The 22,886-nt window shown below is 73.1% G+C and carries 16 protein-coding genes and 1 pseudogene; 12 read left to right on the top strand and 5 right to left on the bottom strand.

Annotated elements, in window-relative coordinates; genetic code table 11:
• Window positions 1–18: 18 nt before the first annotated feature.
• The 5 genes from GA0070606_RS30400 (at window position 19) to GA0070606_RS30380 (ending at window position 6,776) form a co-directional block, all read left to right on the top strand.
• A complete protein-coding gene (locus tag GA0070606_RS30400) occupies window positions 19–930 on the top strand; it encodes a RecB family exonuclease (RefSeq protein ID WP_091106678.1) in 912 nt (303 codons plus the stop codon).
• A gap of 229 nt (window positions 931–1,159) precedes the next feature.
• The gene (locus GA0070606_RS30395) at window positions 1,160–2,356 is read left to right on the top strand and encodes a sensor histidine kinase (protein WP_091106675.1); all 1,197 of its coding nucleotides are present in this window, start codon (window positions 1,160–1,162) and stop codon (window positions 2,354–2,356) included.
• 73 nt (window positions 2,357–2,429) lie between these two features.
• Entirely contained in the window at window positions 2,430–3,116 is a 687-nt protein-coding gene (locus GA0070606_RS30390) for a response regulator (protein ID WP_091106673.1), read from the top strand.
• A gap of 343 nt (window positions 3,117–3,459) precedes the next feature.
• Window positions 3,460–4,227 carry an ABC transporter ATP-binding protein gene (locus tag GA0070606_RS30385; RefSeq protein ID WP_091106671.1) on the top strand — a complete coding sequence of 256 codons (768 nt, stop codon included), beginning with the start codon at window positions 3,460–3,462 and terminating at the stop codon, window positions 4,225–4,227.
• Window positions 4,227–6,776: an ABC transporter permease gene (locus GA0070606_RS30380; protein ID WP_091106670.1), complete on the top strand. Its 2,550-nt coding sequence runs from the start codon at window positions 4,227–4,229 to the stop codon at window positions 6,774–6,776. Before GA0070606_RS30385 ends, GA0070606_RS30380 begins: the two co-directional genes overlap by 1 nt.
• 106 nt (window positions 6,777–6,882) lie before the next feature.
• Here GA0070606_RS30380 and GA0070606_RS30375 read toward each other — a convergent pair whose 3' ends face one another.
• From GA0070606_RS30375 to GA0070606_RS30360, 4 genes and pseudogenes are all read right to left on the bottom strand, one after another.
• Window positions 6,883–7,536 (bottom strand): HAD family hydrolase, encoded by a 654-nt coding sequence (locus GA0070606_RS30375; protein WP_091106668.1) that lies wholly within the window; start codon window positions 7,534–7,536, stop codon window positions 6,883–6,885.
• 259 nt (window positions 7,537–7,795) lie between these two features.
• Window positions 7,796–8,563: pseudogene (locus tag GA0070606_RS30370) on the bottom strand (neutral zinc metallopeptidase); the annotation flags it as partial.
• Window positions 8,564–8,769: 206 nt separating this feature from the next.
• Window positions 8,770–9,870, bottom strand: a complete 1,101-nt coding sequence (locus GA0070606_RS30365; RefSeq protein ID WP_091106664.1) for a calcium:cation antiporter — start codon at window positions 9,868–9,870, stop codon at window positions 8,770–8,772.
• A 173-nt stretch (window positions 9,871–10,043) separates the two neighbouring features.
• Window positions 10,044–10,673, bottom strand: coding sequence for a DUF899 domain-containing protein (locus GA0070606_RS30360; RefSeq protein WP_091106662.1), 630 nt, complete (start codon window positions 10,671–10,673; stop codon window positions 10,044–10,046).
• A 159-nt stretch (window positions 10,674–10,832) separates the two neighbouring features.
• Between GA0070606_RS30360 and GA0070606_RS30355 the strand changes: the two genes are divergently transcribed.
• The 6 genes from GA0070606_RS30355 (at window position 10,833) to GA0070606_RS30330 (ending at window position 18,047) form a co-directional block, all read left to right on the top strand.
• Window positions 10,833–11,705 carry an alpha/beta fold hydrolase gene (locus tag GA0070606_RS30355; protein ID WP_218106105.1) on the top strand — a complete coding sequence of 291 codons (873 nt, stop codon included), beginning with the start codon at window positions 10,833–10,835 and terminating at the stop codon, window positions 11,703–11,705.
• Between the two features lie 55 nt (window positions 11,706–11,760).
• Window positions 11,761–12,339, top strand: coding sequence for a DinB family protein (locus GA0070606_RS30350; RefSeq protein ID WP_176737480.1), 579 nt, complete (start codon window positions 11,761–11,763; stop codon window positions 12,337–12,339).
• Between the two features lie 209 nt (window positions 12,340–12,548).
• Complete coding sequence (locus tag GA0070606_RS30345; RefSeq protein ID WP_141721889.1) at window positions 12,549–13,433, top strand: hypothetical protein; 885 nt, start codon at window positions 12,549–12,551, stop codon at window positions 13,431–13,433.
• A 116-nt stretch (window positions 13,434–13,549) separates the two neighbouring features.
• Window positions 13,550–15,829, top strand: a complete 2,280-nt coding sequence (locus GA0070606_RS30340) for a serine/threonine-protein kinase (protein WP_342672183.1) — start codon at window positions 13,550–13,552, stop codon at window positions 15,827–15,829.
• Between the two features lie 55 nt (window positions 15,830–15,884).
• Window positions 15,885–16,370: a hypothetical protein gene (locus GA0070606_RS30335; RefSeq protein ID WP_141721887.1), complete on the top strand. Its 486-nt coding sequence runs from the start codon at window positions 15,885–15,887 to the stop codon at window positions 16,368–16,370.
• 42 nt (window positions 16,371–16,412) lie between these two features.
• Entirely contained in the window at window positions 16,413–18,047 is a 1,635-nt protein-coding gene (locus tag GA0070606_RS30330) for a serine/threonine-protein kinase (RefSeq protein WP_281191045.1), read from the top strand.
• A gap of 78 nt (window positions 18,048–18,125) precedes the next feature.
• Here the strand turns inward: GA0070606_RS30330 and metH are convergent, their stop codons facing one another.
• Window positions 18,126–21,641 (bottom strand): methionine synthase, encoded by a 3,516-nt coding sequence (gene metH, locus GA0070606_RS30325; protein WP_176737478.1) that lies wholly within the window; start codon window positions 21,639–21,641, stop codon window positions 18,126–18,128.
• Window positions 21,642–21,902: 261 nt separating this feature from the next.
• Here metH and GA0070606_RS30320 point away from each other — a divergent pair, with 261 nt between their 5' ends.
• Window positions 21,903–22,772, top strand: coding sequence for a PAC2 family protein (locus tag GA0070606_RS30320; protein WP_091106647.1), 870 nt, complete (start codon window positions 21,903–21,905; stop codon window positions 22,770–22,772).
• Window positions 22,773–22,886: the final 114 nt, after the last annotated feature.

Here is a 22,886-nt window from a genome sequence, read left to right as displayed (position 1 = left end):
TGCCCTAACCTTCCGGGCATGACGGCGGAACCGGTGACCACGCAGCAGCCCGCGACCCCGGCGGAGGTGCCGGCCACGGTACGGGCCTCGCTGTCGCCGTCGCGGGCGGCGGACTTCAAGACCTGCCCGCTGCTCTACCGGTTCCGCAGCATCGACCGGCTGCCGGAGCGGCCGACCGTCGAGCAGGCCCGGGGCACGCTGGTGCACGCCGTGCTGGAACGGCTGTTCGACCTGCCCGCCGACGGGCGCACCCCGACGGCCGCCGGCGACCTCGTGGCCCCGCAGTGGGACCGGCTGGTCACGGAGCAGCCGGAGCTGGCCGGCCTGTTCGCCGCCGGTGACGACCCGGCCGCGGCCGAGTTCCTCCGTTCGGCCGCCGCGCTGCTGGAGGGCTACTTCGCGGTGGAGGATCCGCGCCGGCTGGAGCCGGCCGAGCGGGAGAGCCTGATCTCGGCGGTGGTCGACGAGGAGCTGCTGATCCGGGGCTACCTCGACCGGCTCGACGTGGCGCCGGACGGCGCGCTGCGGGTGGTCGACTACAAGACCGGCGGCGCGCCGCGGGAGGCGTTCGAGGCGCGGGCGCTGTTCCAGCTCAAGTTCTACGCGCTGGTGCTGTGGCGCACCCGGGGCGTGGTCCCGCGGGTGCTGCGGCTGCTCTACCTCAAGGACGCGGAGGTCTGCGACTACGCGCCGGACGCCGAGGAACTGCTCCGCTTCGAGCGCACGGTGGTGGCCCTGTGGCGGGCGATCGAGCAGGCGACCGCGCGGCAGGACTTCCGTCCCCGGCCGAGCCGGCTCTGCGACTGGTGCAACCACCAGGCGCTGTGTCCGAGCTTCGGGGGCACCCCGCCGCCGTTCCCCGAGCAGGTGGCGACGGATCCGCTGCGCGACGCCCGGTCCCGCCCGGCGGTCCCCGGCGCCGACGAGTGACGGTGCGGCGGCGGCCCGGCGGCCGGGTCGCGTACGCCTCGGGCGGCGACGGCCGGACGGCCGCGCGGCGGGTCCACCGGGGCCGGCGCGGCGGGTCCACCGGGGCTGGCGCGGCGGGCGGACCGGCGGGCGGACCCCGAGACGGAGGATCGGGTCTCCTCCTCAGGTAGGAGGCGGGGCTCCCCACCGGCGACGATCGATCCGGCGCGGCGGCGGCTAGCGTCGCGGTATGACGTCGGACCCGAAGGCGTGGCTGCGCCGGCATCCGTTCGCCGCGGACGCTCTCCTCGCCCTCGTGCTCGTCGCGGCGGAGGTGGTGCTCACCGGGCTGACACCCCGCGAATACCGGCCGCCGCACCTGCTGACGGTGCTGGCCTGGAGCCCGGTCTGCGCCGCGCCGGTGGCGTTGCGCCGGGTCGCGCCGTGGCCCGCCGTCGCCACGGCGGTGGCGACGTTGGCGGTGCCCGCCCTGCTCGGCTTCGCGCCGGGCGCGCAGGGCCTGACCTTCCTGGTGCTGACCTACACGGTGGCGGCCACCCGGCCGCCGCGGACGGCGACGGCGGCGGCGCTGGCGATCTGGCTGCCGGTCGCGGTGGTGAGCGCCGTCGCGCCGGTGGACGGGGTGGTGGAGGACGTCAGTTCCGCGTACCTGGTGTTGAACAACCTGCTGATCGGGACGGTGTCGTACTCGGTGGGGCGGGCGGTGTACGGGCGGCGGGCCACCACGGAGGCGCTGCGGGAGCGGGCCCGTTCCGCGGAGGAGAACCAGCGCTCGCTCGCCGACCGGGCCGTCGCCGACGAGCGCCGCCGCATCGCCCGCGAACTGCACGACGTCGTGGCGCACCACGTGAGCGTGATGGGGGTGCTCGCCACCGGCGCCCGGCGGGTGTTGCCGAGAAACCCGGGCGCCGCCGACGAGGCGATCGCCACCATCGAGGCGACCAGCCGGGCCACCCTGCGGGAGATGCGTCGGCTGCTGGACGTGCTGCGCACCGACGCCGAGCCGGCCGCCGAGCTTTCCCCGCAGCCGGGGCTCGCCGGCATCGAGGCCCTGGTGGAGCAGGTGCGCGACGCCGGCCTGCCGGTCACGCTGCGCGTCGAGGGCGACCCCGGGGAGCTGGAGGAGGGGGTGGCGTTGACCCTCTACCGGATCGTGCAGGAGGCGTTGACCAACGCGCTCAAGCACGCCGGGGTGGCCACCGCGCAGGTGCGGCTGGCCTTCGACGACAGGGTCGTGGCCGTGGAGGTCGCCGACACCGGGCGCGGCCCCGGGCCGGGCGGCGACCGGATCGGGCACGGCCTCGTCGGGATGCGGGAGCGGGTCGCGCTCTACGGTGGGGTGCTGCGCACCGGGGCACGCCCGGGCGGCGGCTTCCGGGTGGCCGCGCGGATCCCGGTGGAGCGGCGGGGCGCGGTGGCGGCGTGACCGGCTCGGGGGCGTACGCGACAATCACGGCCGGGCCACATTCCGTGACCGGGGACCAGGGACGGAGCATCAGGTGACCGAGGCGACGGTGCCGGCGCGGCCGGTGCGCATCCTGCTCGCCGACGACCAGCCGCTGCTGCGTACGGGCTTCCGGATGGTGCTCGGCACGGAGGACGACCTGGACATCGTGGCCGAGGCCGGCGACGGTCTGGAGGCGGTGGACCTGGCCCGCCGGCTGCTGCCCGACGTGGTCCTGATGGACATCCGGATGCCGCGGATGGACGGGGTGGCCGCGACCCGGGCGATCGTCGACGCCCGCCTGCCGGTGCGGGTGCTGATCCTGACCACGTTCGACCTCGACGAGTACGTGGTGGGGGCGCTGCGGGCGGGGGCGAGCGGCTTCCTGGCCAAGGACGTGCCGGCCGAGGACCTGGTCACGGCGATCCGCACGGTGGCGGCCGGGGACGCGGTGGTGGCGCCGCGCATCCTCAAGCGGCTGCTGGACCGCTTCGCCGACCTGCTGCCCGACCCGGCGGCGGCCCCGCCGAAGGCCCTCGGCTCGCTGACCGAACGCGAGCGGGAGGTGCTCGTGCACGTCGCGCGGGGCCTGTCGAACGCCGAGATCGCCCGGGCGCTGTCGGTCAGCGAGACCACCATCAAGACCCACGTCGGGCACGTGCTGACCAAGCTGGGGCTGCGCGACCGGGTGCAGGCCGTGGTGCTGGCGTACGAGTCGGGGCTGGTGCGCCCCAAGGGGTAGCGCCGTCGGCGTGGCCGGCTCGCTCCCGTCGGCGTACCCGAGGATCCGCGGACGCCCGACGCTGCTTGCCGCCGTCACCTACCGTGACCGCAGGCGGGGCCGCAGGGTTGACCCTCACGTGGCGGCAGTGTGCAGTATCGGTCCCGCGGCCGGGCGGACCGTTCGGCCGGCCGCCGGCTCAGGGGCAACCCTGAGCCGGGGTCGGGGGCACCCGCACCGCGAAATGGGCAACGGCTCCGACCGGAGTCGGACGGATCGGGGCCGACGAGCCCCGATGATGGGACTGCCGCGCCGGACCAGCGGGGGCGGCGCGGATCAGAATCAGACGGAAGAGGTAGATGACGTGACCGCGACGATAGGCCAGCAGGCGCAGGCCGCGGCCCGAGCGAGCGACGTGTGGAAGGTGTACGGCAGCGGCGAGGCGCAGGTCGTCGCGCTGCGGGGGGTCAGCGCGGAGTTCGAGCGGGGCCGGTTCACCGCGATCATGGGCCCGTCGGGCTCGGGCAAGTCGACGCTGATGCACTGCCTGGCCGGCCTCGACTCGGTCACCCGCGGCACGGTGTCGATCGGCGACACCACCGTCACCGGCCTCGGCGACGCCGGCCTGACGAAGCTGCGCCGGGACAAGGTCGGCTTCATCTTCCAGCAGTTCAACCTGCTGCCGACGCTGACGGCGAAGGAGAACATCCTGCTACCGCTGTCGATCGCCGGCCGCAAGCCGGACCCGGCCTGGTACGACACGGTGATCGCCACGGTGGGCCTGCAGGACCGGCTGGGCCACCGGCCGGCGCAGCTCTCCGGCGGGCAGCAGCAGCGCGTGGCCTGCGCCCGGGCGCTGGTCTCCCGCCCCGAGGTGATCTTCGCCGACGAGCCGACGGGCAACCTGGACTCCCGCTCCGGCGCGGAGGTGCTGAACTTCCTGCGCAACTCCGTCCGCGAGCACGGGCAGACCATCGTGATGGTCACCCACGACCCGACCGCGGCCGCGTACGCCGACCGGGTGGTCTTCCTCGCCGACGGGCAGATCGTCTCGGAGCTGATCGAGCCCACCGCCGAGACCGTGCTGGACACCATGAAGAAGCTGGACACCGTCACCGAGGTGGCCCGCTGATGTTCCGCGCGACGTGGAAGAGCCTGCTGGCCCGCAAGGTCCGGCTGATCCTCTCCGGCCTGGCCGTGGTGCTGGGCGTCATGTTCGTCTCCGGCGCGTTCGTGCTCACCGACACGCTCGGCCGCTCCTTCGACTCGATCTTCGCCGACGCGTACGAGGGGGTGGACGTCAACGTCGCCGCCAAGCCGAAGATCGACGTGGCGGAGACCGAGGGCATGCAGGTGCCCCCGCCGCTGCCGGCGGCCACCCTGGACAAGGTCCGCGCGGTGCCTGGCGTGGCGGAGGCGACCGGGGTCGTCGGCGTCGACGGGGCGCGGCTGATCGGCAGCAACGGCAAGGTCGTCGCGTCGTTCGGCCCGCCGCAGCTGGGCGAGAACTGGACGGGCGAGAGCGACCTGGTGCGGCTGCGCGAGGGCCGGCCGCCGCAGGCCGACGACGAGATCGTGATCAACAAGGCGCTGGCCACGGCCGGCAGGGTGAAGGTCGGCGACCGGGTCGGCGTGCTGACCCTCAAGCCGAAGCAGGAGTTCACCATCGTCGGCATCTTCGGCTACAGCGGCGACCGGGACTCGATCGGCGGCGCCAACGAGATCATGTTCACCACGCCCGTCGCGCAGCGGCTGATGCTCGGCGCGCCGGACACCTTCAGCAACATCACGGTCACCGCCGCCGGCGGGGTGTCGGAGGAGTCGCTGCGCGACGCCGTGGCCGCCGCGGTGGGCGCCGACTACGAGGTGAAGACCGGCGAGCAGTTGTCCGAGGAGGCGGCGGCCAGCATGAAGGAGGCGCTGTCCTTCTTCAACCGGATCCTGCTCGGCTTCGCCGCGGTGGCGCTGCTGGTGGGCACGTTCCTGATCCTCAACACCTTCTCGATCATCGTGGCGCAGCGCACCCGTGAGCTGGCGCTGATGCGCGCCATCGGGGCCAGCGGCGGGCAGATCATCGGGTCGGTGGTGCTGGAGGCCGTCGCGGTGGGGCTGATCGCCTCGGTGCTCGGGCTGGGCGCGGGCATCGGCATCGGCGCGCTGCTGGCGTACCTGTTCAGCACCTTCGCCGGCGGGCTGACCCTGGCCGGGGTCGGCGTGCCGCTGTCGGCCGTGATCGGCGCGTTCGCCGTCGGCCTGGTGATCACGGTGGTCGCCGCGCTGCTGCCGGCCCTGCGGGCGTCCCGGATCCCGCCGATCGCGGCGATGCAGGACGTGGCCAACCCCGACCGCCCGCTGACGAAGGTCACGGTGGCCGGCGCGATCGTCACCGCCGTCGGCGCCGGGCTGCTGGCCCTGGGCCTCACGGGCAACGCCGGGGGCAGCACGCTGGTCACCATCCTCGGCGGCGTGCTGTTCGCCTTCATCGGCGTGGCGCTGCTGACGCCGCTGATCAGCCGTCCGGTGGTGAGCCTGCTCGGCGCGATCTTCGCCTGGTCGGTGCCGGGCAAGCTGGGTCGGCTCAACTCCGGCCGCAACCCACGCCGCACCGCCATCACCGCCGCGGCGCTGATGGTGGGCATCGCCCTGGTGACCGGGGTGACCGTCATCCTGGACTCGGCGAAGAGCAGCATCAGCGCGCTCGCCCAGGACACGCTCAAGGCGGAGCTGGTGATCTCCGGGGCACAGAGCGGCCCCCGACCGCCGAGCTTCGACCCGGGGGTGCTGGAGAAGGCCGCGGCGATCCCCGGGGTGCGCCTCGCCGACGGCGAGTACGGCGACATGGCCGTGGTCGGCGGCGAACGCACCTGGGTGGCGGCGAGCAGCGACGTCGCCGCGCTGCGGCAGATCTTCGGCGCCGAGGCCACCGCCGGGACCATCGACCGGCTCGCGCCGGACGAGATGCTGGTCAGCTCGGACACCGCGAAGTCGCGCGGGCTCTCCGTCGGCTCCCGGGTGCCGGTACAGCTGGCCCGGGGCGAGGCGCGGACCTACACGGTGGCCGGCATCTACGCCAGCTCGGAGCTGACGAACCCGGTGGTGCTGCCGCCGGAGGCGGCGCGCGACTTCGCCATCCCGCAGCCGATCCAGGGCTTCATCCAGCTGGCCCCGGGCGCCCGGGTCGCCGACGTGCAGCCGCAGATCGAGGCGCTGCTGGCCGACTCGCCCGAGGTGTCGGTGGCCGACCGCGAGGCGTTCATCGACCAGCAGGCCGGCCAGCTCGACGGCCTGCTCACGATGATCCAGATCCTGCTGGCGCTGGCCATCGTGATCGCCGTGCTCGGCATCGTCAACACCCTGGCGCTGTCGGTGCTGGAGCGCACCCGCGAGCTGGGGCTGCTGCGGGCCATCGGCCTGCGACGGGCGCAGACCATGCGGATGATCACCGTCGAGGCGGTGGTGATCTCGGTCTTCGGCGCGCTGCTCGGTGTCGTCGTCGGCGCCGGACTCGGCGCGGCCGTGGTGGAGGCGCTGCGTGACGAGGGGATCACCGACCTGGTGCTGCCCTGGTCCCAGATGGGGGTCTTCCTCGGCCTGGCCGCGATCATCGGGGTCGTCGCCGCGGCACTGCCGGCCGTCCGGGCCGCCCGGATCAACGTCCTGGGCGCCATCGCCCACGACTGACCGGAACGCCGCGACGAGGGGTCCCGCCGAGCTGGCGGGGCCCCTCGCCGCGTCGGGGCCCGCCAGCTCGCCGCGTCGGCCCGTCCTCGGCCGCTCCCCCGTCGGGTCAGGCGCCGGCCGGGGGCGCCCCGAGCAGGGCCGCCAGCAGCTCCAGGTCCGCCGCCGTCAGGCTCTCCACCTGGTGTACGCCGTCGAGCGGCTCGATCGGCACCTCCGCCGGCACGGCCAGTACCGCCGCGCCGGCGGCGAGGGCGCTGGCCACCCCCGTCGGGGAATCCTCGATCGCCACGCAGCGGGCGATCGGCACGTCGAGCAGTCGAGCGGCGGTCAGGTACGGCTCCGGGTGCGGCTTGGCCGCGTCGACCTCGTCGCCGCACACCACCACGTCGAAGCTGTCCCGCCCGAGGGTGTCCAGCGCGACCTCCACCAGGGGTCGGCCGCTGGAGGTCACCAACGCCGTCGGGATGCCCGCCGCGCGTACGGCCCGCAGCAGCGTCAGCGCGCCGGGACGCCAGCTCAGCCCGGTGCGGAACAGCTCCAGGATGCGGGCGTTGATCCAGGCCGCGCTGGCCTCGGGGTCGCGTTCCGGCTGGCCCAGGTCGTCGTGCAGGAGCCGCATCGACGCGGCCATGCTGCTGCCGACCATCGCCTTGCGGGCCGCGTCGGAGAGGACGCCGCCGCACCGGGCCGCCAGCTCTTGCAGAGCGACGTCCCACAGCTTCTCGCTGTCGACCAGGGTGCCGTCCATGTCGAAGAGCACGGCGGCGGGGTGATGGCTGCTCAGGAGATCCTCCTCGGACGGCGTACCCCGGGATCCTCTCAGCCGGGACGCCGGCGCCGCGGGCAGGTACCGCCGAGGGTGACCTGGCCGACGGGCCGCGCGGCGGAGGGCGGGACGGCAGACGCTGGCGCGCGCGTCCCCGCTGCGGCGTGTGGCCCTCTCGCCGCGCGTCCGCTCGACGTGCTCGCGGGCCCGCCGTGCGGGTGCGCCGGTGGTGGGGCGGGTCTGGCCCGGGTGCTCAGCGCAGGCCGCAGGCGTCCAGGGACCGCTCGTAGCCGCGGAAGAACGACTCGGTGCGCTGCTCGGCGGTGCCGTGCGAGCCCTCCGCGAACCACGGCTGACCGGGGTCGTCCCCGACGGCGAGCAGTCCCTCGCGGAACTCCTCAAGGTCGCCCTCGTCGAGCGTGAGCGCCCCGGAGCGCACCGAGTCGCCGAGGTACGCCCCGGCCATGCAGTCGGCCTGGAGCTCCTGCTGGATGGTGTAGCTGTAGCGGATGCCGAGGCGGACCTGGATGGCGTGCGCGTACTCGTGGCCGAGCAGGTAGAACACGAACGCGTCGCCGACCTGACGGAACGCCCACACCGACCAGTTCACGTCGTAGGCGATGAAGTCGCCGGCCGAGCAGTAGACGGCGTTGTTGCGCGGCAGGCCCTGCCCGCCGCAGGACACCTCGCCGTCGCGCTGGTACGGGATGACCCGGCGGACCGGGCGGAACCGCTCCCCCGAGGCGCGGAACTGTGCGGCCCAGTAGCGCTCGGCGAGGCCCCGCGCGTCGGCGACGTCCCGCTGGAACTCCTCGACGCTGGTGGTGCCGTCCGCCCGGGTCTGCGCGGGCGACGCGCCGCCGGGCGGGGGTTCCTGCCCCTCGGGCTCGGACACGCCGCCGACCACGCAGCCGGCCGCCACGACGAGCGCCGTCACGAGCCCGGCGAGCACGCTCCGCGGCCGGCGTCCCACGCGCGTCGTCACAGTGCCCTCCCCGGCGTCGGCTATGCCGCGTGCAGTACCCCGGCGGTCCGCGCGTCACTCCCGGCCGCGCCGCCCGGGCCGGCACGACATCGCGCGTGCTGCCGAGGGCCCGTCACCGGGTGGCGCGCGTCAACGACCGGGCGGCGCGGGCGGCGGGCGGGCGGCGCGCGTCAACGACCGGGCGGCGCGGGCGGCGGGCGGGCGGCGCGCGTCAACGACCGGGCGGCGCGGGCGGCGGGCGGTCAAGGGCTGGCGGCGAGGACCACGAACGCGGCGAGCAGCACCAGGTGCACGCCGCCCTGCAGCACGGTGGCGCGCCCCGGCACCACGGTCAGCACGCCCGTGACGACGGTGAGGGCGAGCAGGGTGAGCTGGGTGCCACCGAGGCCGAGCAGCAGCGGGCCCTCCAGCCAGATCGAGGCAAGCGCTATCGCCGGGATGGTCAGCCCGATGCTGGCCATGGCGGAGCCGAGCGCCAGGTTCAGGCTGATCTGCACGCGGTCGCGGCGGGCGGCGCGGGCGGCGGCGATCGTCTCGGGCAGCAGCACCAGCAGCGCGATCACCACGCCGACGAAGGACTGGGGCAGGTTCGCGCCGGCGACGGCGGACTCGATCGCCGGGGAGACCGTCTTGGCGTCGCCGACCACGGCGACCAGCGCCACCAGCAGCAGTCCGAGGCTGAGCAGGGCGGCCCGGTTCGACGGCGGCGCGGCGTGCCCGTCGGCGTCGACCACCCGCCCGTCGTTGGTCACCGGCAGGAAGTAGTCGCGGTGCCGGCCGGTCTGCACCATCACGAACAGGCCGTAGAGCGCGAGCGAGGCAACGGCGGCGAAGGCGAGCTGGGCGGGGCTGAACTGCGGGCCCGGCCGGCTGGTGGTGAAGGTCGGCACCACGAGGCTCAGTGCCGCGAGGGTGGCGACGGTGGCCAGCGCACCGCCGGTGCCCTCCGAGTTGAACACGGCGACCCGGCGGCGCAGCGCGCCGATCAGCAACGACAGGCCGAGTATCCCGTTGCAGGTGATCATCACCGCGGCGAAGACGGTGTCCCGCGCGAGGGACTGGGCTTTCTCTCCGCCGCTGATCATGAGGGTGACGATGAGGGCGACCTCGATGACGGTGACGGCCACGGCGAGGACCAGCGAACCGTACGGCTCCCCCACCCTGTGGGCGACCACCTCGGCGTGGTGCACGGCCGCCAGCACCGCGCCGGCCAGGAAGGCGGCCACCACGACCACGACGGGACCGGGCAGCTCGCGGCCCCAGGTGAGGAGCAACGTCACGACCGCGAGCAGCGGTACGGAGACGGTCCAGTCGGTCAGACGTGAGCGGAGCGACGCGGCCATTCCCCAACCCTGCCAGGAATCACGATCATGTGACCACCGACCGGCGGCACGCAGCCGCCGGCTCGGCCGAACGTGACGCCGTCCGGCCGGGCCGCCCGACAGGCGCGGCGACCGCGCCCGTCCCACGGCGGCCCGGGCTGCCACGACGGGGCCGCGACCCGGCGACCGGCGGGTCAGCCGTACGTGGGCTGCTGCGGCCAGCCGGGCGGGGAGTCCTCCCAGTCCTCCTGCCGGCCGTACGGGGTGAGGTCGAGGATGCTGTTGACGAAGACGAGCCGGTCGACGCCGCGGGCGGTGGTGTCGTAGGTGCGGTGGACGTCCTCACCGTCGCGCAGGAACACGCTGAGCATGAACCCGCGCCCGGCCCCGCAGTCCGCCGCGAACGACGTGCCGTGCGACGAGACGAACGGCAGCGTCCAGCCCCGACGCGCCTTGTACGCCTCGATCTGCGCCAGCGGCATGTCCGACACGGTCGCCCAGCTGATGCCCCGCTGCGCCAGCCGCGCCAGCCCGGTCACCGGGACGCTGTCGGTGAACCACGTGCAGCCCGGGCAGTGGTGGTCGGGGCCGCTGTCCATGAACTGGTAGACCACGAGCTGACGCCGGCCCTCGAACAACTCGAGCAGGGTGCGGGCGCCGGTGGGGGTGTCGAACCGGTAGTCGTTGTCGAACCGGACCATCGGGAGGCGACGCCGGCGGGCGGCGAGCGCGTCCTGCGCGCGGGTGAGCTCCTTCTCGGCCTTCAGCAGGTCGTCGCGGGCCTGCCGCCACTCGTCGGCCGACACTGTCCGTGGCTTCTCCATCAGCCGATTGTGCCCACCGGGTGCGGCGACGCGCCCGAGCGACGCGCCGTCGGCGGGACCGGCCCGGCCGCCCGTTTCCCGCCGGCTCTCCCTCGCGCGGCGCCGATTTCTGGCACCGTCGGAGGTGCCGCCCGTACCGCGCCTGGTGAGGAGACGACGGTGACCTCCGCAGCCGTGCACCACCGGACCGTCGACGTCGACGGGATCGGCATCTTCTACCGGGAGACCGGGCCGGCGGCGGCGCCGGTGGTGCTGCTGCCGCACGGCTACCCGTCGTCGTCGTTCCAGTTCCGTCACCTCCTCCCCGCGCTCGGCGACCGGTGGCGGGCCATCGCCCCCGACCAGCCCGGCTTCGGCTACAGCGACACGCCCGACCCCGAGCGCTTCGCGTACACCTTCGACGCCCACGCCGAGGTGCTGCGCCGGTTCGCCGAGACGCTGCGACTCACCCGATACGTGATCTACCTTCAGGACTACGGCAGCCAGTTCGGGCTGCGCCTGGCGATGTCGGCCCCCGAGCGGGTCGCCGGCCTGGTCATCCAGAACGGCGACATCTACCCCGACCAGCACGGGCCCAGGTACGAGCCGCTCAAGCAGTTCTGGCGCGCCCCGACCGACGAGGGCCGCGACCGCCTCGCCGCGGCCGTCGGCGAGGAGGGCTTCCGCACCGAGTTCCTGGGGGAACTGCCCGACCGGCTGCGCGACCGGGTGAGCCCGGACCTGTGGCGGCTCGCCGCCGCGCTGACCACACCGCGGCGGCGCGCCAACCTGGTCCGCCTCCTCGCCGACCAGGGCAGCACCGTCGCCTGGTTCCCCCGGCAGCAGGAATACCTGCGCCGGCACCGGCCACCGACACTGATCGTCTGGGGGCCGCACGACGGCTACATGCCCGAAGGCGCCGCCCGCGCCTACCTGCGGGACCTGCCCGACGCCGAGCTGCACCTGCTCGACGGCGGACACTGGCTGCTGGAGACGCACCTCGACGACGTGGTCCGGCTGCTGCGCGACTTCCTCGGGCGGGTCCATCGCTGACCGCCGCCCGACGGCGGTCGTGACGGCGGCCCGGCACCGCCGCTACCCTCGGCACGTGGACCGGTGCGACGAGTGCGGCTTCGACTACGCCGACGTCTCCCCCGACGAACTGCCGACGCTCCTGCGGGCGTTCGCCGGCCGATACGCCGCCGCCCTCACCGAGGTGCGGCAGGTGCGCCGGCGACCGGCCGAGGGCGTGTGGTCGCCGCTGGAGTACGCCTGCCACGTCCGGGACGTGCTCGGCGTGCAGGCCGAACGACTCGCCCTGGCGCTGCGCGTCGACGAGCCGGAGTTCGCCCCGATGGGGCGCGACGAGCGGGCGGTGGCCGAGGCGTACAACGAACAGGATCCCGCGACCGTGCTGGCCACGCTGGGCGCCGCCGCCGACGACCTGGCCGACCGCTTCCGCGTGCTCGGCCCCGCCGACCTCGCCCGCACCGGGATCTATCCGTGGCCGCGACCGCACGCCCGGACGCTGCTGTGGCTCGGTCGGCACACGATCCACGAGGGCGAACACCACCTGCTCGACATCCGCCGCGCCGCGCGGTCGCAGGCCGCCCACCAGGACCCCGGCGACCGCCCGGGTCGACGGACCACCGAGGCCGGGCCGGTCGCCGGGGAGGACCGCCCGTAGCGTTCCGGCTGACGCCGTGGGCCGGATCCACCCCGTCACGGCCGGGCGCCGGTGAACGGTCCAGGTCAGTCCCAGTAGTCGAAGAGGGCCTCGCCCAGTGAGCCTGGTCGCCGCTGTCGGACGTCGTTCCGACCGATGCCGGGCCACTGCGCCCGATCGCGCGGACCGTCCGGTCTTCCGCGTCCGGCACGCCCGTCTACCCTGTGCGGATGCCCCCACCGAAGCCCACCCTGCTGCTGCTCGGGGCCGCGCTGCCGGCCGTCGTGGGCGCGCTCTTCGGATCTGCGTGGGCGACCGGCGTCGGCAGCGCCCTCGTCCTCGGCCTCCTCGCCGTCCACCCCGCGGTGGTTGACCCAGCCGTACCCCGGTCGACGCGCCTGCTGGTGCGGGGCGTCCTGCTCTCCATCGCCCTCGCGGGCGCCGTGCAGTTGTCGGGATGGGCGGCCTCGCCGTTCGGCGACACCCCGCCGAGCGCGAGTGAGCTGACCGCGCTGGTGACCGACCCGGTACGACAGCGGACGCAGTACCTGCGCCAACTGGCCGTGGCAGGCTGCCTCATCCTGGCCTGTGCCTGCGTCGGCGTCGCCATCGGACGGTTGCCGTCGGAGCGGCTGCGCCGGATCGGGCGGGCGGCGCCGGTCGTGGGCGCGCTCACCCTGGGCACCCTGGTGATCGTCGCCCTCCTCCCCGGCGGGGCGGCCGCGGGGCTGCTCGGCTCGTCGACGGACGTGGCCGTGGCGGCGCTGGTCGTGCTCGGCGGGTACGCGTGGCTCGTGCGCCGCGCGGTGCGGCGCCACGGCGCCGCCCCCTCGATCGTCACGGTCGGCGCCACGCTGCTGGCCGCGACGGCCTGTGCCGCCGGGTACGGCGCCTGGGGGAGCCGGCCGGTGGCGGGCGACAGCGACGCCTCGGTGCACACCCGTGCGATCGCCGGCGGCGGCAAAGGCGCCGTCACGGACGTCGCTGTGGCCGTGACCGTCCCACTCGGGCCCGACATCCCGACCGCCACCGTCGTCGCGATGCTGCTGCTCGGCGCCGCCCTCGCCGTGCCGGCCTGCGCGAGACTGAGCACGGCCGCCAGCGGTAGGCGCTGAGCCCGAAGCGGCGTCGACCCCGTCGCGCACCGCTTCCGCGACCCACCCCGTCAGCTGTTCGCGAAGGCGCGGCCTGCGAATCGTGTTCGCGTGGCCGAGGATTCGACGACCACGCGGTGCGCTCAATCACCGGCGACGACATTCCGAACAGGCCCGGACGCGTCCCCTCTTCGCGCCGAAACAGGACCTCCACGCTCACCGAGGGGCAGACGACGCATACCCGATCGGTTAGCATCACAAGCGCCTTCTGGATCAGCGCAGACAGGGCTCTGTATCAATCTATTTCCAGCTCAGAGGCGGTGTCTGTGTGGGATTTGGGGCCGTCCGATCCTCGTCTGGTCGGGCCGTACCGGACTCGTGCGGTGCTGGGCGAGGGTGGGATGGGTCGGGTGCTGCTGGCCACCACCACCGACGGTCGACTCGCCGCGGTGAAACTGGTCCGCGGGGCGTTCGCCGCCGACGATGACTCCTTCCGGCAGCGTCTGCACCGCGAGGCCCTCGCCGCACGCCGGGTCGACAGCCCCCACACCGCCCGGGTGATCGGCGCCGACGCCACCGCCGGCGTGCCCTGGCTGGCCTACGAATTCCATCACGGACCCACCCTCGGCCAGGCCCTTCAGGCGGCCGGGCCACTCGACACCGACACCGTGCTGCACCTGGCCGCCGGCCTCGCCACCGCGTTACGCGACATCCACGCCCACAACTTCATCCACCGCGACCTGTCCGCCTCCAACGTGCTGCTCACCGACGACGGCCCGATCGTCATCGACTTCGGAATCGCCCGCCCCACCGGCCTGCCCGACGACACCACCGACACCAGGATCGCCACCGTCACCCAGACCGGCATGATCATCGGCAACCCCGGCTTCATGTCCCCCGAACAAGCGATGGGCGCCACCCAACTCACCCCCGCCAGCGACATCTTCGCCCTCGGAACCGTGCTGGTGCTGGCAGCCACCGGCCACAACCCCTTCCAGGGCGCCACCAGCGAACAAACCCGCCTCAACATCATGACCAAAGAACCCGACCTCGACCGGGTTCCCCCACGACTACGCCACATCGTCGAACCCTGCCTCACCCGCGACCCCACCCAACGCCCCGACGCCCCCACCCTCCTCACCACCCTCGGCCCACCACCCCACCCACACCACCCCTGGCCCGACCCCATCGCCCAACTCACCGAAACCCAGCAAGCCGAAATCCGCCGATACACCCAACCCGCCCCCACCAAAATCCTCCCCGGCCCCCGCGACCTCAACCCCACAAAAATCTTCACGCGGTGGCGGGGATCGGCGGCCGTGCAGCGCGACGCGCCGGTGGCTGTGGAGTCCATCGTCGAGCCGGCGGCCGACGTGTCGATCCGCAGGCCCCGGCTGGACAGGCGTGCCACGTCGCTGCTCGCCCTGGCGCTCGCGTGCGTCGCCGCGCTGGTCGTCGCGGTCCCGTGGGCGATCGGCGGCGACGACGCCACCCCCGACGGTTCGCCGGAGGCCGCGGACACCTTCTCCGCCAGGATCGAACACTCCTACGGCACGACAGTCATCAAGACACGACCGAAACGGGTGGCGACGTGGGGCTGGGGCGCCACCGAGGCCGCCATCGCCCTGGGCACCTTTCCGGTCGGCGTCGCCGGAAAGGGCTCCGGTCGGGGCCTCATGCCCTGGGTCGCCGACGCCTACCGCGCCAAGGGCGTCGGGTTGCCGGTCGTCTTCGACCCGGACAGTGCGGCCGGAAAGGTGCCCTACGAGCAGATATTCTCGACCGCCCCCGACCTGATCCTGGCACCGTACTCCGGGCTGTCCCGGGAGCAGTACGACAAGCTCAGCGCCGTGGCGCCCGTCGTGGCTCGTCCCGACTCGGTCGACATGTGGGAGGGGGTCGTCGCGGTCACCGCCGCCGCGCTCGGCCTGGAAGGCAGAGGAAGGGAGATCCTCGCCGACGCCGACGCCTACCTCTCCGCACTGGGCAAGCAGCACGAGCTGACGGGACTGACCTTCGCCGCGATCGTCCACAATCGTCTCGAACGAGAGGTCACGGTCTTCTCGGAAACTTCCCCGCCCGTCCGGGTTCTCGAACGGTTGGGCATGAAACTCGCCGGCTCTGTCGCGGACCTGGCGCCAACAGGTGGTGACGTCATGTACGACCTCGACTACGAGGATCTCGACAAGTTGGACTGCGACATCGTCGTGGTGTACTCCAACAGTCGGGAGATGGCCGATCGGGACCTGGCCAACAAGGACCTGAAGGCGCTGCCGGCCTTCGCGGCGGGGAGGATCGCCCAGGTGGCCGACGCCGACGGCTGGGACGCTCTCGCGTCGCCGACGGTGCTGTCGATCCGCTCGCCCGCCGGCATGGCGAAGCTGGCCCGGTCACTGGCGCAGGCAACCCCGAAGTGATCGCCCCAACCACGTCATTCCAGGCCCGCACCATTCGACCACAGGAGGGATCGTCATGATGTTGCGACCCGTTTCCGCGCGCACCGCAGCCGTGTTGGCACTGACCCTGGCGCTGACGACGGCGTGCGGCCAGGATTCGGCGGACGGCCCCGACCGGGCCGCCGCGTCGGCAAGCCCGACGACCTCCGGCTCCGGCGAGGCGCTGGAAGGCCAGGACAAGATTTCCGACGAGTGGCCGCGGGAAATCCCGCTGCCCGCGAAATACAAGATCCTGTCGGCCTCGGCACCGGACGGCAACTTCCACCTGGCGACGGTATTCGCGGTGTCTCTAGAGGACGTGCGGGCCACGCTCGCCAAATTCGAGTCCGACGGCTTCAAGAAGGTGAGGGGAACCGAAACCGGCGTAGGCGGCATCTTTCAGTTCAAGAACGACAAGTGGCAGGTCGACCTCATCATCGGTTTCTGCGACGCGAACGGAGAGCCCACCTCGAAAGACACCGGCATGTACGGCGTGAACTACAACATCGGCCCCGTAGAGTAACTCGCCCTTCGCTCGAATATCGACAGTCACTCGGAGTTGCCGGTGTGGGATTTGGGGCCGTCCGATCCTCGTCTGGTCGGGCCGTACCGGACTCGTGCGGTGCTGGGCGAGGGTGGGATGGGTCGGGTGCTGCTGGCCACCACCACCGACGGTCGACTCGCCGCGGTGAAACTGGTCCGCGGGGCGTTCGCCGCCGACGATGACTCCTTCCGGCAGCGTCTGCACCGCGAGGCCCTCGCCGCACGCCGGGTCGACAGCCCCCACACCGCCCGGGTGATCGGCGCCGACGCCACCGCCGGCGTGCCCTGGCTGGCCTACGAATTCCATCACGGACCCACCCTCGGCCAGGCCCTTCAGGCGGCCGGGCCACTCGACACCGACACCGTGCTGCACCTGGCCGCCGGCCTCGCCACCGCGTTACGCGACATCCACGCCCACAACTTCATCCACCGCGACCTGTCCGCCTCCAACGTGCTGCTCACCGACGACGGCCCGATCGTCATCGACTTCGGAATCGCCCGCCCCACCGGCCTGCCCGACGACACCACCGACACCAGGATCGCCACCGTCACCCAGACCGGCATGATCATCGGCAACCCCGGCTTCATGTCCCCCGAACAAGCGATGGGCGCCACCCAACTCACCCCCGCCAGCGACATCTTCGCCCTCGGAACCGTGCTGGTGCTGGCAGCCACCGGCCACAACCCCTTCCAGGGCGCCACCAGCGAACAAACCCGCCTCAACATCATGACCAAAGAACCCGACCTCGACCGGGTTCCCCCACGACTACGCCACATCGTCGAACCCTGCCTCACCCGCGACCCCACCCAACGCCCCGACGCCCCCACCCTCCTCACCACCCTCGGCCCACCACCCCACCCACACCACCCCTGGCCCGACCCCATCGCCCAACTCACCGAAACCCAGCAAGCCGAAATCCGCCGATACACCCAACCCGCCCCCACCAAAATCCTCCCCGGCCCCCGCGACCTCAACCCCACAAAAATCTTCACGCGACCGGGGGTACCCGAACCGGATCTCGCCGGCTCCCGAGCTCGGCGGCCGCGACGGTGGCTGATCGCGGCGCCGGCGGCCGCGGTGCTCGCGGCCGCCGGTGTCCTGTGGACGGTGATCCCGTCCGGCCAGAGCGGTGCGGGCGGCACCTCCGGTGCGCAGCCGACGCAGGAACCGACACCGAAGACCAGTCACGCGTTCGCGGACGCCCAGCAGGGAGACTGCTTCCGCAACGCCGGAGACATGCAGAAGCCGGACTTCCGCGCCGCCGACTGCACCGGCGGTGGAGTGTTCGAGGCCGTTCGCCTGTTCAGGAACACCACCGACCGGAAGGTCTGCGACTACGTCGACGGCGTCGAGTGGCGCCACTCCGTCCGCGACCCCGACGTGGCGGTCTGCCTGGTATACCGGCACAGCGACGGCACCGCCTACAACGCGGATCAGGGCGACTGCGTCCACGGCGAGCCTGACGGCGCCAAGTGGTCGCTGGAGGGATGCCGGAACGGCAGCTTCGCCGTCGTCGCCCGTTTCGAGGGGCAGAGTTCCGCGCGGCAGTGCGCGGAGCTCCCCGACCACGAACAGGATCGCTACTTCACGGTGGCGGGCATGCCGGAGCTGAACGTCCGCCTCTGCCTGAAGCGCATCGGATCCGGCGGTCGCTGATTCCCGCTCTCCGGGCACGCGCGAGTACGGCGAGGGCCTCGGCGCCGGGCGCGAGGCCCTCCGGCAGGGGCGACGGCGTCACTTGGCGTTGAAGTAGCTCGCCTCCGGGTGGTGCACCACGATGGCGTCCGTGGCCTGCTCCGGCATGAGCTGGAACTCCTCCGACAACTGCACGCCGATCCGCTCCGCGCCCAGCAGTTCCACGATCTTCGCGCGGTCCTCCAGGTCGGGGCAGGCCGGATAGCCGAACGCGTACCGGCAGCCCCGGTAGTCGGTGCGCAGCAGACCGGCCAGGTCGGCCGGGTCGTCGTCGGCCACCGTACGGCCGCCGGGCAGGGTCAGCTCGGCGCGGATCCGCCGGTGCCAGTATTCCGCGAGGGCCTCGGTGAGCTGCACGGACAGCCCGTGCACCTCCAGGTAGTCGCGGTACTCGTTGCGGGCGAACAGCTTGGCGGCGTACTCGCTGACCGGCTGGCCCACGGTGACCAGCTGCAACGCCACCACGTCCAGCTCGTCGCCGCGCGGCCGGAAGAAGTCGGCCAGGCAGAGCCGCCGTTCCTGACGCTGCCGGGGGAACGAGAACCGGGCCCGCTCGGCGTGCCCGTTCTCGTCCAGCACCACCAGGTCGTTGCCCTCGGCGTACGCGGGGAAGTAGCCGTAGACGACGGCCGCCTCCAGCACCTGGTCGGCGATCAGCCGGTCCAGCCAGTAGCGCAGCCGGGGCCGGCCCTCCGTCTCGACCAGCTCCTCGTAGGACGGCCCCTTGCCGCCCCGGGCACCCCGCAGCCCCCACTGCCCGAGGAAGGTGGCCCGCTCGTCGAGCAGCGCCGCGTAGTCGGCCAGCGGCACGCCCTTGACGACCCGGGTGCCCAGGAACGGCGGGGTGGGCACCTCGACGTCGGTGGCCACGTCGGAGCGGACCGACGAGTCGTCCAGCGCCGGCAGCGCCTCGTTGACGATCGCCCGCTGCCGCTCCCGGCGGGCCCGGCGGGCCGCCAGGGCCGCCTCCCGCTCGGCGTCGATCACGGGCGCCCCGCCGCGCTTGGCGGCCATCACCCGGTCCATCAGGGACAGCCCCTCGAAGGCGTCCCGCGCGTAGTGCACCTGGCCGGGGAACATCGACCGCAGGTCGTCCTCGACGTACGCCCGGGTCAGCGCGGCCCCGCCCAGCAGCACCGGCCAGCGCTCCGCGACCCCGCGCGTGGCCATCTCGGTCAGGTTCTCCTTCATGATGACCGTGCTCTTGACCAGCAGGCCCGACATGCCGATGGCGTCGGCGCGGTGCTGCTCGGCGGCGTCCAGGATGGCGTTGATCGGCTGCTTGATGCCGATGTTGACCACCTCGTAGCCGTTGTTGGACAGGATGATGTCCACCAGGTTCTTGCCGATGTCGTGCACGTCGCCCTTGACCGTGGCGAGCACGATGCGGCCCTTGCCGCCGTCGTCGGCCCTCTCCATGTGGGGCTCCAGGTAGGCCACCGCGGTCTTCATCACCTCGGCGGACTGGAGCACGAACGGCAGCTGCATCTGGCCGGAGCCGAACAGTTCGCCGACGACCTTCATGCCGTCCAGCAGGATGTCGTTGATGATCGACAGCGGGGGCCGGCCGGCGGCCATCGACGCGTCCAGGTCGGCCTCCAGGCCGTTGCGCTCACCGTCGACGATGCGCCGCTTGAGCCGCTCGTCCAGCGGCAGCGCGGCCAACTCCTCCGCCCGGCCGGCGCGCGCCGAGGCGGCGTCGACGCCCTCGAAGACCTCGATGAAGCGCTGCACCGGGTCGTAGCCCTCCCGGCGGCGGTCGTAGACCAGGTCGAGGGCGATCTCGCGCTGCTCGTCGGGGATCTTCGACATCGGCAGGATCTTGCTGGCGTGCACGATCGCCGAGGTGAGCCCCGCCTGCACGCACTCGTGCAGGAAAACCGAGTTCAGCACCTGCCGCGCCGCCGGGTTGAGCCCGAACGAGACGTTGGAGATGCCCAGGGTGAAGTTGACCCCGGGGTAGCGGCGGGCAATCTCCCGGATCGCCTCGATGGTCTCCAGGCCGTCGCGGCGGGTCTCCTCCTGCCCGGTGGCGATCGGGAAGGTCAGCGCGTCGATCAGGATGTCGGACAAATCCAGGCCCCAGCGGCCGGTGAGGTCCTCGATCAGCCGGGCGGCGACCCGCACCTTCCACTCCCGGGTGCGGGCCTGGCCCTCCTCGTCGATGAGCAGCGCCACCACCGCGGCGCCGTGCTCCTTGACCACCGGCATCACCCGCGCGTAGCGGGAGCCGGGGCCGTCGCCGTCCTCGAAGTTGACGGAGTTGACCACGCACCGCCCGCCGAGCATCTCCAGCCCGGCCTCGATCACCGCCGGCTCGGTCGAGTCCAGCATGACGGGCAGCGTGGAGGCGGTGGCGAACCGACCGGCCAGCTCGCGCATGTCGCGGGTGCCGTCGCGGCCCACGTAGTCGACGCACAGGTCCAGCAGGTGCGAGCCGTCGCGGGCCTGGCTGCGGGCGATCTCCACGCAGGACTGCCAGTCCCCGGCGAGCATCGCCTCGCGGAACGCCTTGGAGCCGTTGGCGTTGGTCCGCTCCCCCACCATCAGCACGCTGGCGTCCTGGGCGAACGGCACGTGGTGGTAGATCGAGGCGACGCCCGGCTCCCGCCGGGGCTCGCGCGGACCCGGCCGGGCCCCGTGCAGCCGCTCGGCGACCACCCGGATGTGTTCCGGGGTGCTGCCGCAGCAGCCGCCGACCAGCGACACGCCGTACTCGGTGACGAAGCGTTCGAGCGCGTCGGCCAGCTCCACCGGGGTCAGCGGGTAGACCGCCCCGTCGGCGGTCAGCTGCGGCAGGCCCGCGTTGGGCATCACCGACAGCGGCACCCGGGCGTGCTGGGAGAGGTAGCGCAGGTGCTCGCTCATCTCGGCCGGGCCGGTCGCGCAGTTCAGCCCGATCAGGTCCACCCCGAGCGGCTCGATGGCGGTCAGCGCGGCGCCGATCTCGCTGCCCAGCAGCATGGTGCCGGTGGTCTCGACGGTGACGTGGCAGATCAGCGGCACCGTCCGGCCGGTCTCCGCCATCGCCCGCCGGGACCCGACCACCGCCGCCTTGACCTGGAGCAGGTCCTGACAGGTCTCGACGATGAGGGCGTCGGCGCCGCCGGCGATCAGGCCGGCGGCGTTCTCGGCGTACGCGTCGCGCAGGGTCGCGTAGGCGGCGTGCCCGAGGGTGGGCAGCTTGGTGCCCGGGCCGATCGAGCCGAGCACGAACCGGGGCCGCTCCGCCGTGGCGTACGCGTCGGCGGCCTCCCGGGCGATCCGGGCCCCCGCCTCGGACAGCTCGCGGATGCGGTGCTGGATGTCGTACTCGCCGAGGTTGGCCAGGTTGGCGCCGAAGGTGTTGGTCTCCACGCAGTCCGCGCCGGCGGCGAGGTACGCCTCGTGCACCCCGCGCACCACGTCCGGCCGGGTCACGTTGAGGATCTCGTTGCAGCCCTCGTAGCCCTCGAAGTCGTCGAGGGTGAGGTCGGCCGCCTGCAGCATCGTGCCCATCGCGCCGTCGGCGATGAGGATCCGGTCTGCCAACACGTCGAGCATTGAGGTCCGCACGGGATCAGGTTAGTGCCGCGGCGGCGCGACGGATCCCCCCGTGCCGGCCTTCCCACATTCTGTCAGCGGGATCACGCCGTCCGGTTGGTTGCGGTATGACCGGCTGAGGGTGGGCCCGACCGGCGCGGCCGACGGGCCGCTTCCCGTCCCGGGACGTAGGCTGGCGGACGTGAAGGACTACAGCAGAAGCACCGCGCCCGGCGGGCGGGCGGCCGGGTACGGTCCCGGTGCCGCCCCCGACGAGCAGGGTGAGGTGACGGCGTGACCGAGTTCGACGGACTGCCGGTGCTGCGGTCCCCCGTGGCGATCGCCGCGTTCGAGGGTTGGAACGACGCCGCCGACGCGTCCACGGCCGCCGTCGAGCACCTGGAGCAGGTGTGGCAGGCCCGGCAGGTCACCGAGCTGGACCCGGAGGACTTCTACGACTTCCAGGTCAGCCGCCCCACCATCACCATGGCCGAGGGCGAGACCCGCCGGGTGGAGTGGCCCACCACGCGCTTCATGGTGGCCAGCCCCGAGGGCACCGAACGCGACGTGGTGCTGATCCGGGGCATCGAGCCGAGCATGCGGTGGCGCACCTTCTGCGAGCAGGTGCTGGAGATCTGCCACAGCCTGGAGGTCGAGCGGGTGGTCGTGCTCGGCGCCCTGCTGGCCGACGTGCCGTACACCCGGCCCCTGCCGATCAGCGGCAGCGCATCCGACGCGGAGGCCGCGCGGCGCTACCAGCTCACCCCCACCCGCTACGACGGCCCGACGGGCATCGTGGGCGTGCTGCACGACGCCTGCACCCGCGCCGAGGTCGACGCGGTCTCGTTCTGGGTGCACGTGCCGCACTACGCCAACAACCCGCCCTGCCCGAAGGCGACGCTCGCCCTGCTGCACCGCGTCGAGGAGGTGCTCGACCTGCCGGTGCCGATGGCCGACCTCGCCGAGGAGGCCGCCGAGTGGGAGCAGCGGGTGCGCAGCGCCGCCGAGCAGGACGCGGAGCTCGGCGAGTACGTGCGCGAGCTGGAGGAACGCGTCGGCGACGCGGGCATCACCCCGCTGACCGGCGACGAGATCGCCCAGGAGTTCGAGAAGTACCTGCGTCGGCGCGGCGGCTCCGCCGGCCCCACCGCCGGCTCCTGGTAGCGCCACTCCCCCTGCCCCGCAGGGCCCCGGACGCGCGTCGTCCGGGGCCCTTTCGTGTGCGGGTGCGCGGAGCTTCGGCGTGTCCGGGGTGGCACCGTCACCACCTCTACGGCA

The sequence above is a fragment of the Micromonospora citrea genome (genome assembly GCF_900090315.1).
In the GTDB taxonomy this organism is placed as follows: Bacteria; Actinomycetota; Actinomycetes; order Mycobacteriales; family Micromonosporaceae; genus Micromonospora; species Micromonospora citrea.
Note: the sequence above shows the minus strand (reverse complement) of the source record. Positions and strands in the feature narration are given on the sequence as shown.

Coding starts and splice junctions, on each gene's coding strand:
- GA0070606_RS30400 (WP_091106678.1), top strand. CDS start 19: ATGACGGCGGAACCGGTGACCACGCAGCAGCCCGCGACCCCGGCGGAG.
- GA0070606_RS30395 (WP_091106675.1), top strand. CDS start 1,160: ATGACGTCGGACCCGAAGGCGTGGCTGCGCCGGCATCCGTTCGCCGCG.
- GA0070606_RS30380 (WP_091106670.1), top strand. CDS start 4,227: ATGTTCCGCGCGACGTGGAAGAGCCTGCTGGCCCGCAAGGTCCGGCTG.
- GA0070606_RS30365 (WP_091106664.1), bottom strand. CDS start 9,870: ATGGCCGCGTCGCTCCGCTCACGTCTGACCGACTGGACCGTCTCCGTA.
- GA0070606_RS30360 (WP_091106662.1), bottom strand. CDS start 10,673: ATGGAGAAGCCACGGACAGTGTCGGCCGACGAGTGGCGGCAGGCCCGC.
- GA0070606_RS30345 (WP_141721889.1), top strand. CDS start 12,549: ATGCCCCCACCGAAGCCCACCCTGCTGCTGCTCGGGGCCGCGCTGCCG.
- GA0070606_RS30335 (WP_141721887.1), top strand. CDS start 15,885: ATGATGTTGCGACCCGTTTCCGCGCGCACCGCAGCCGTGTTGGCACTG.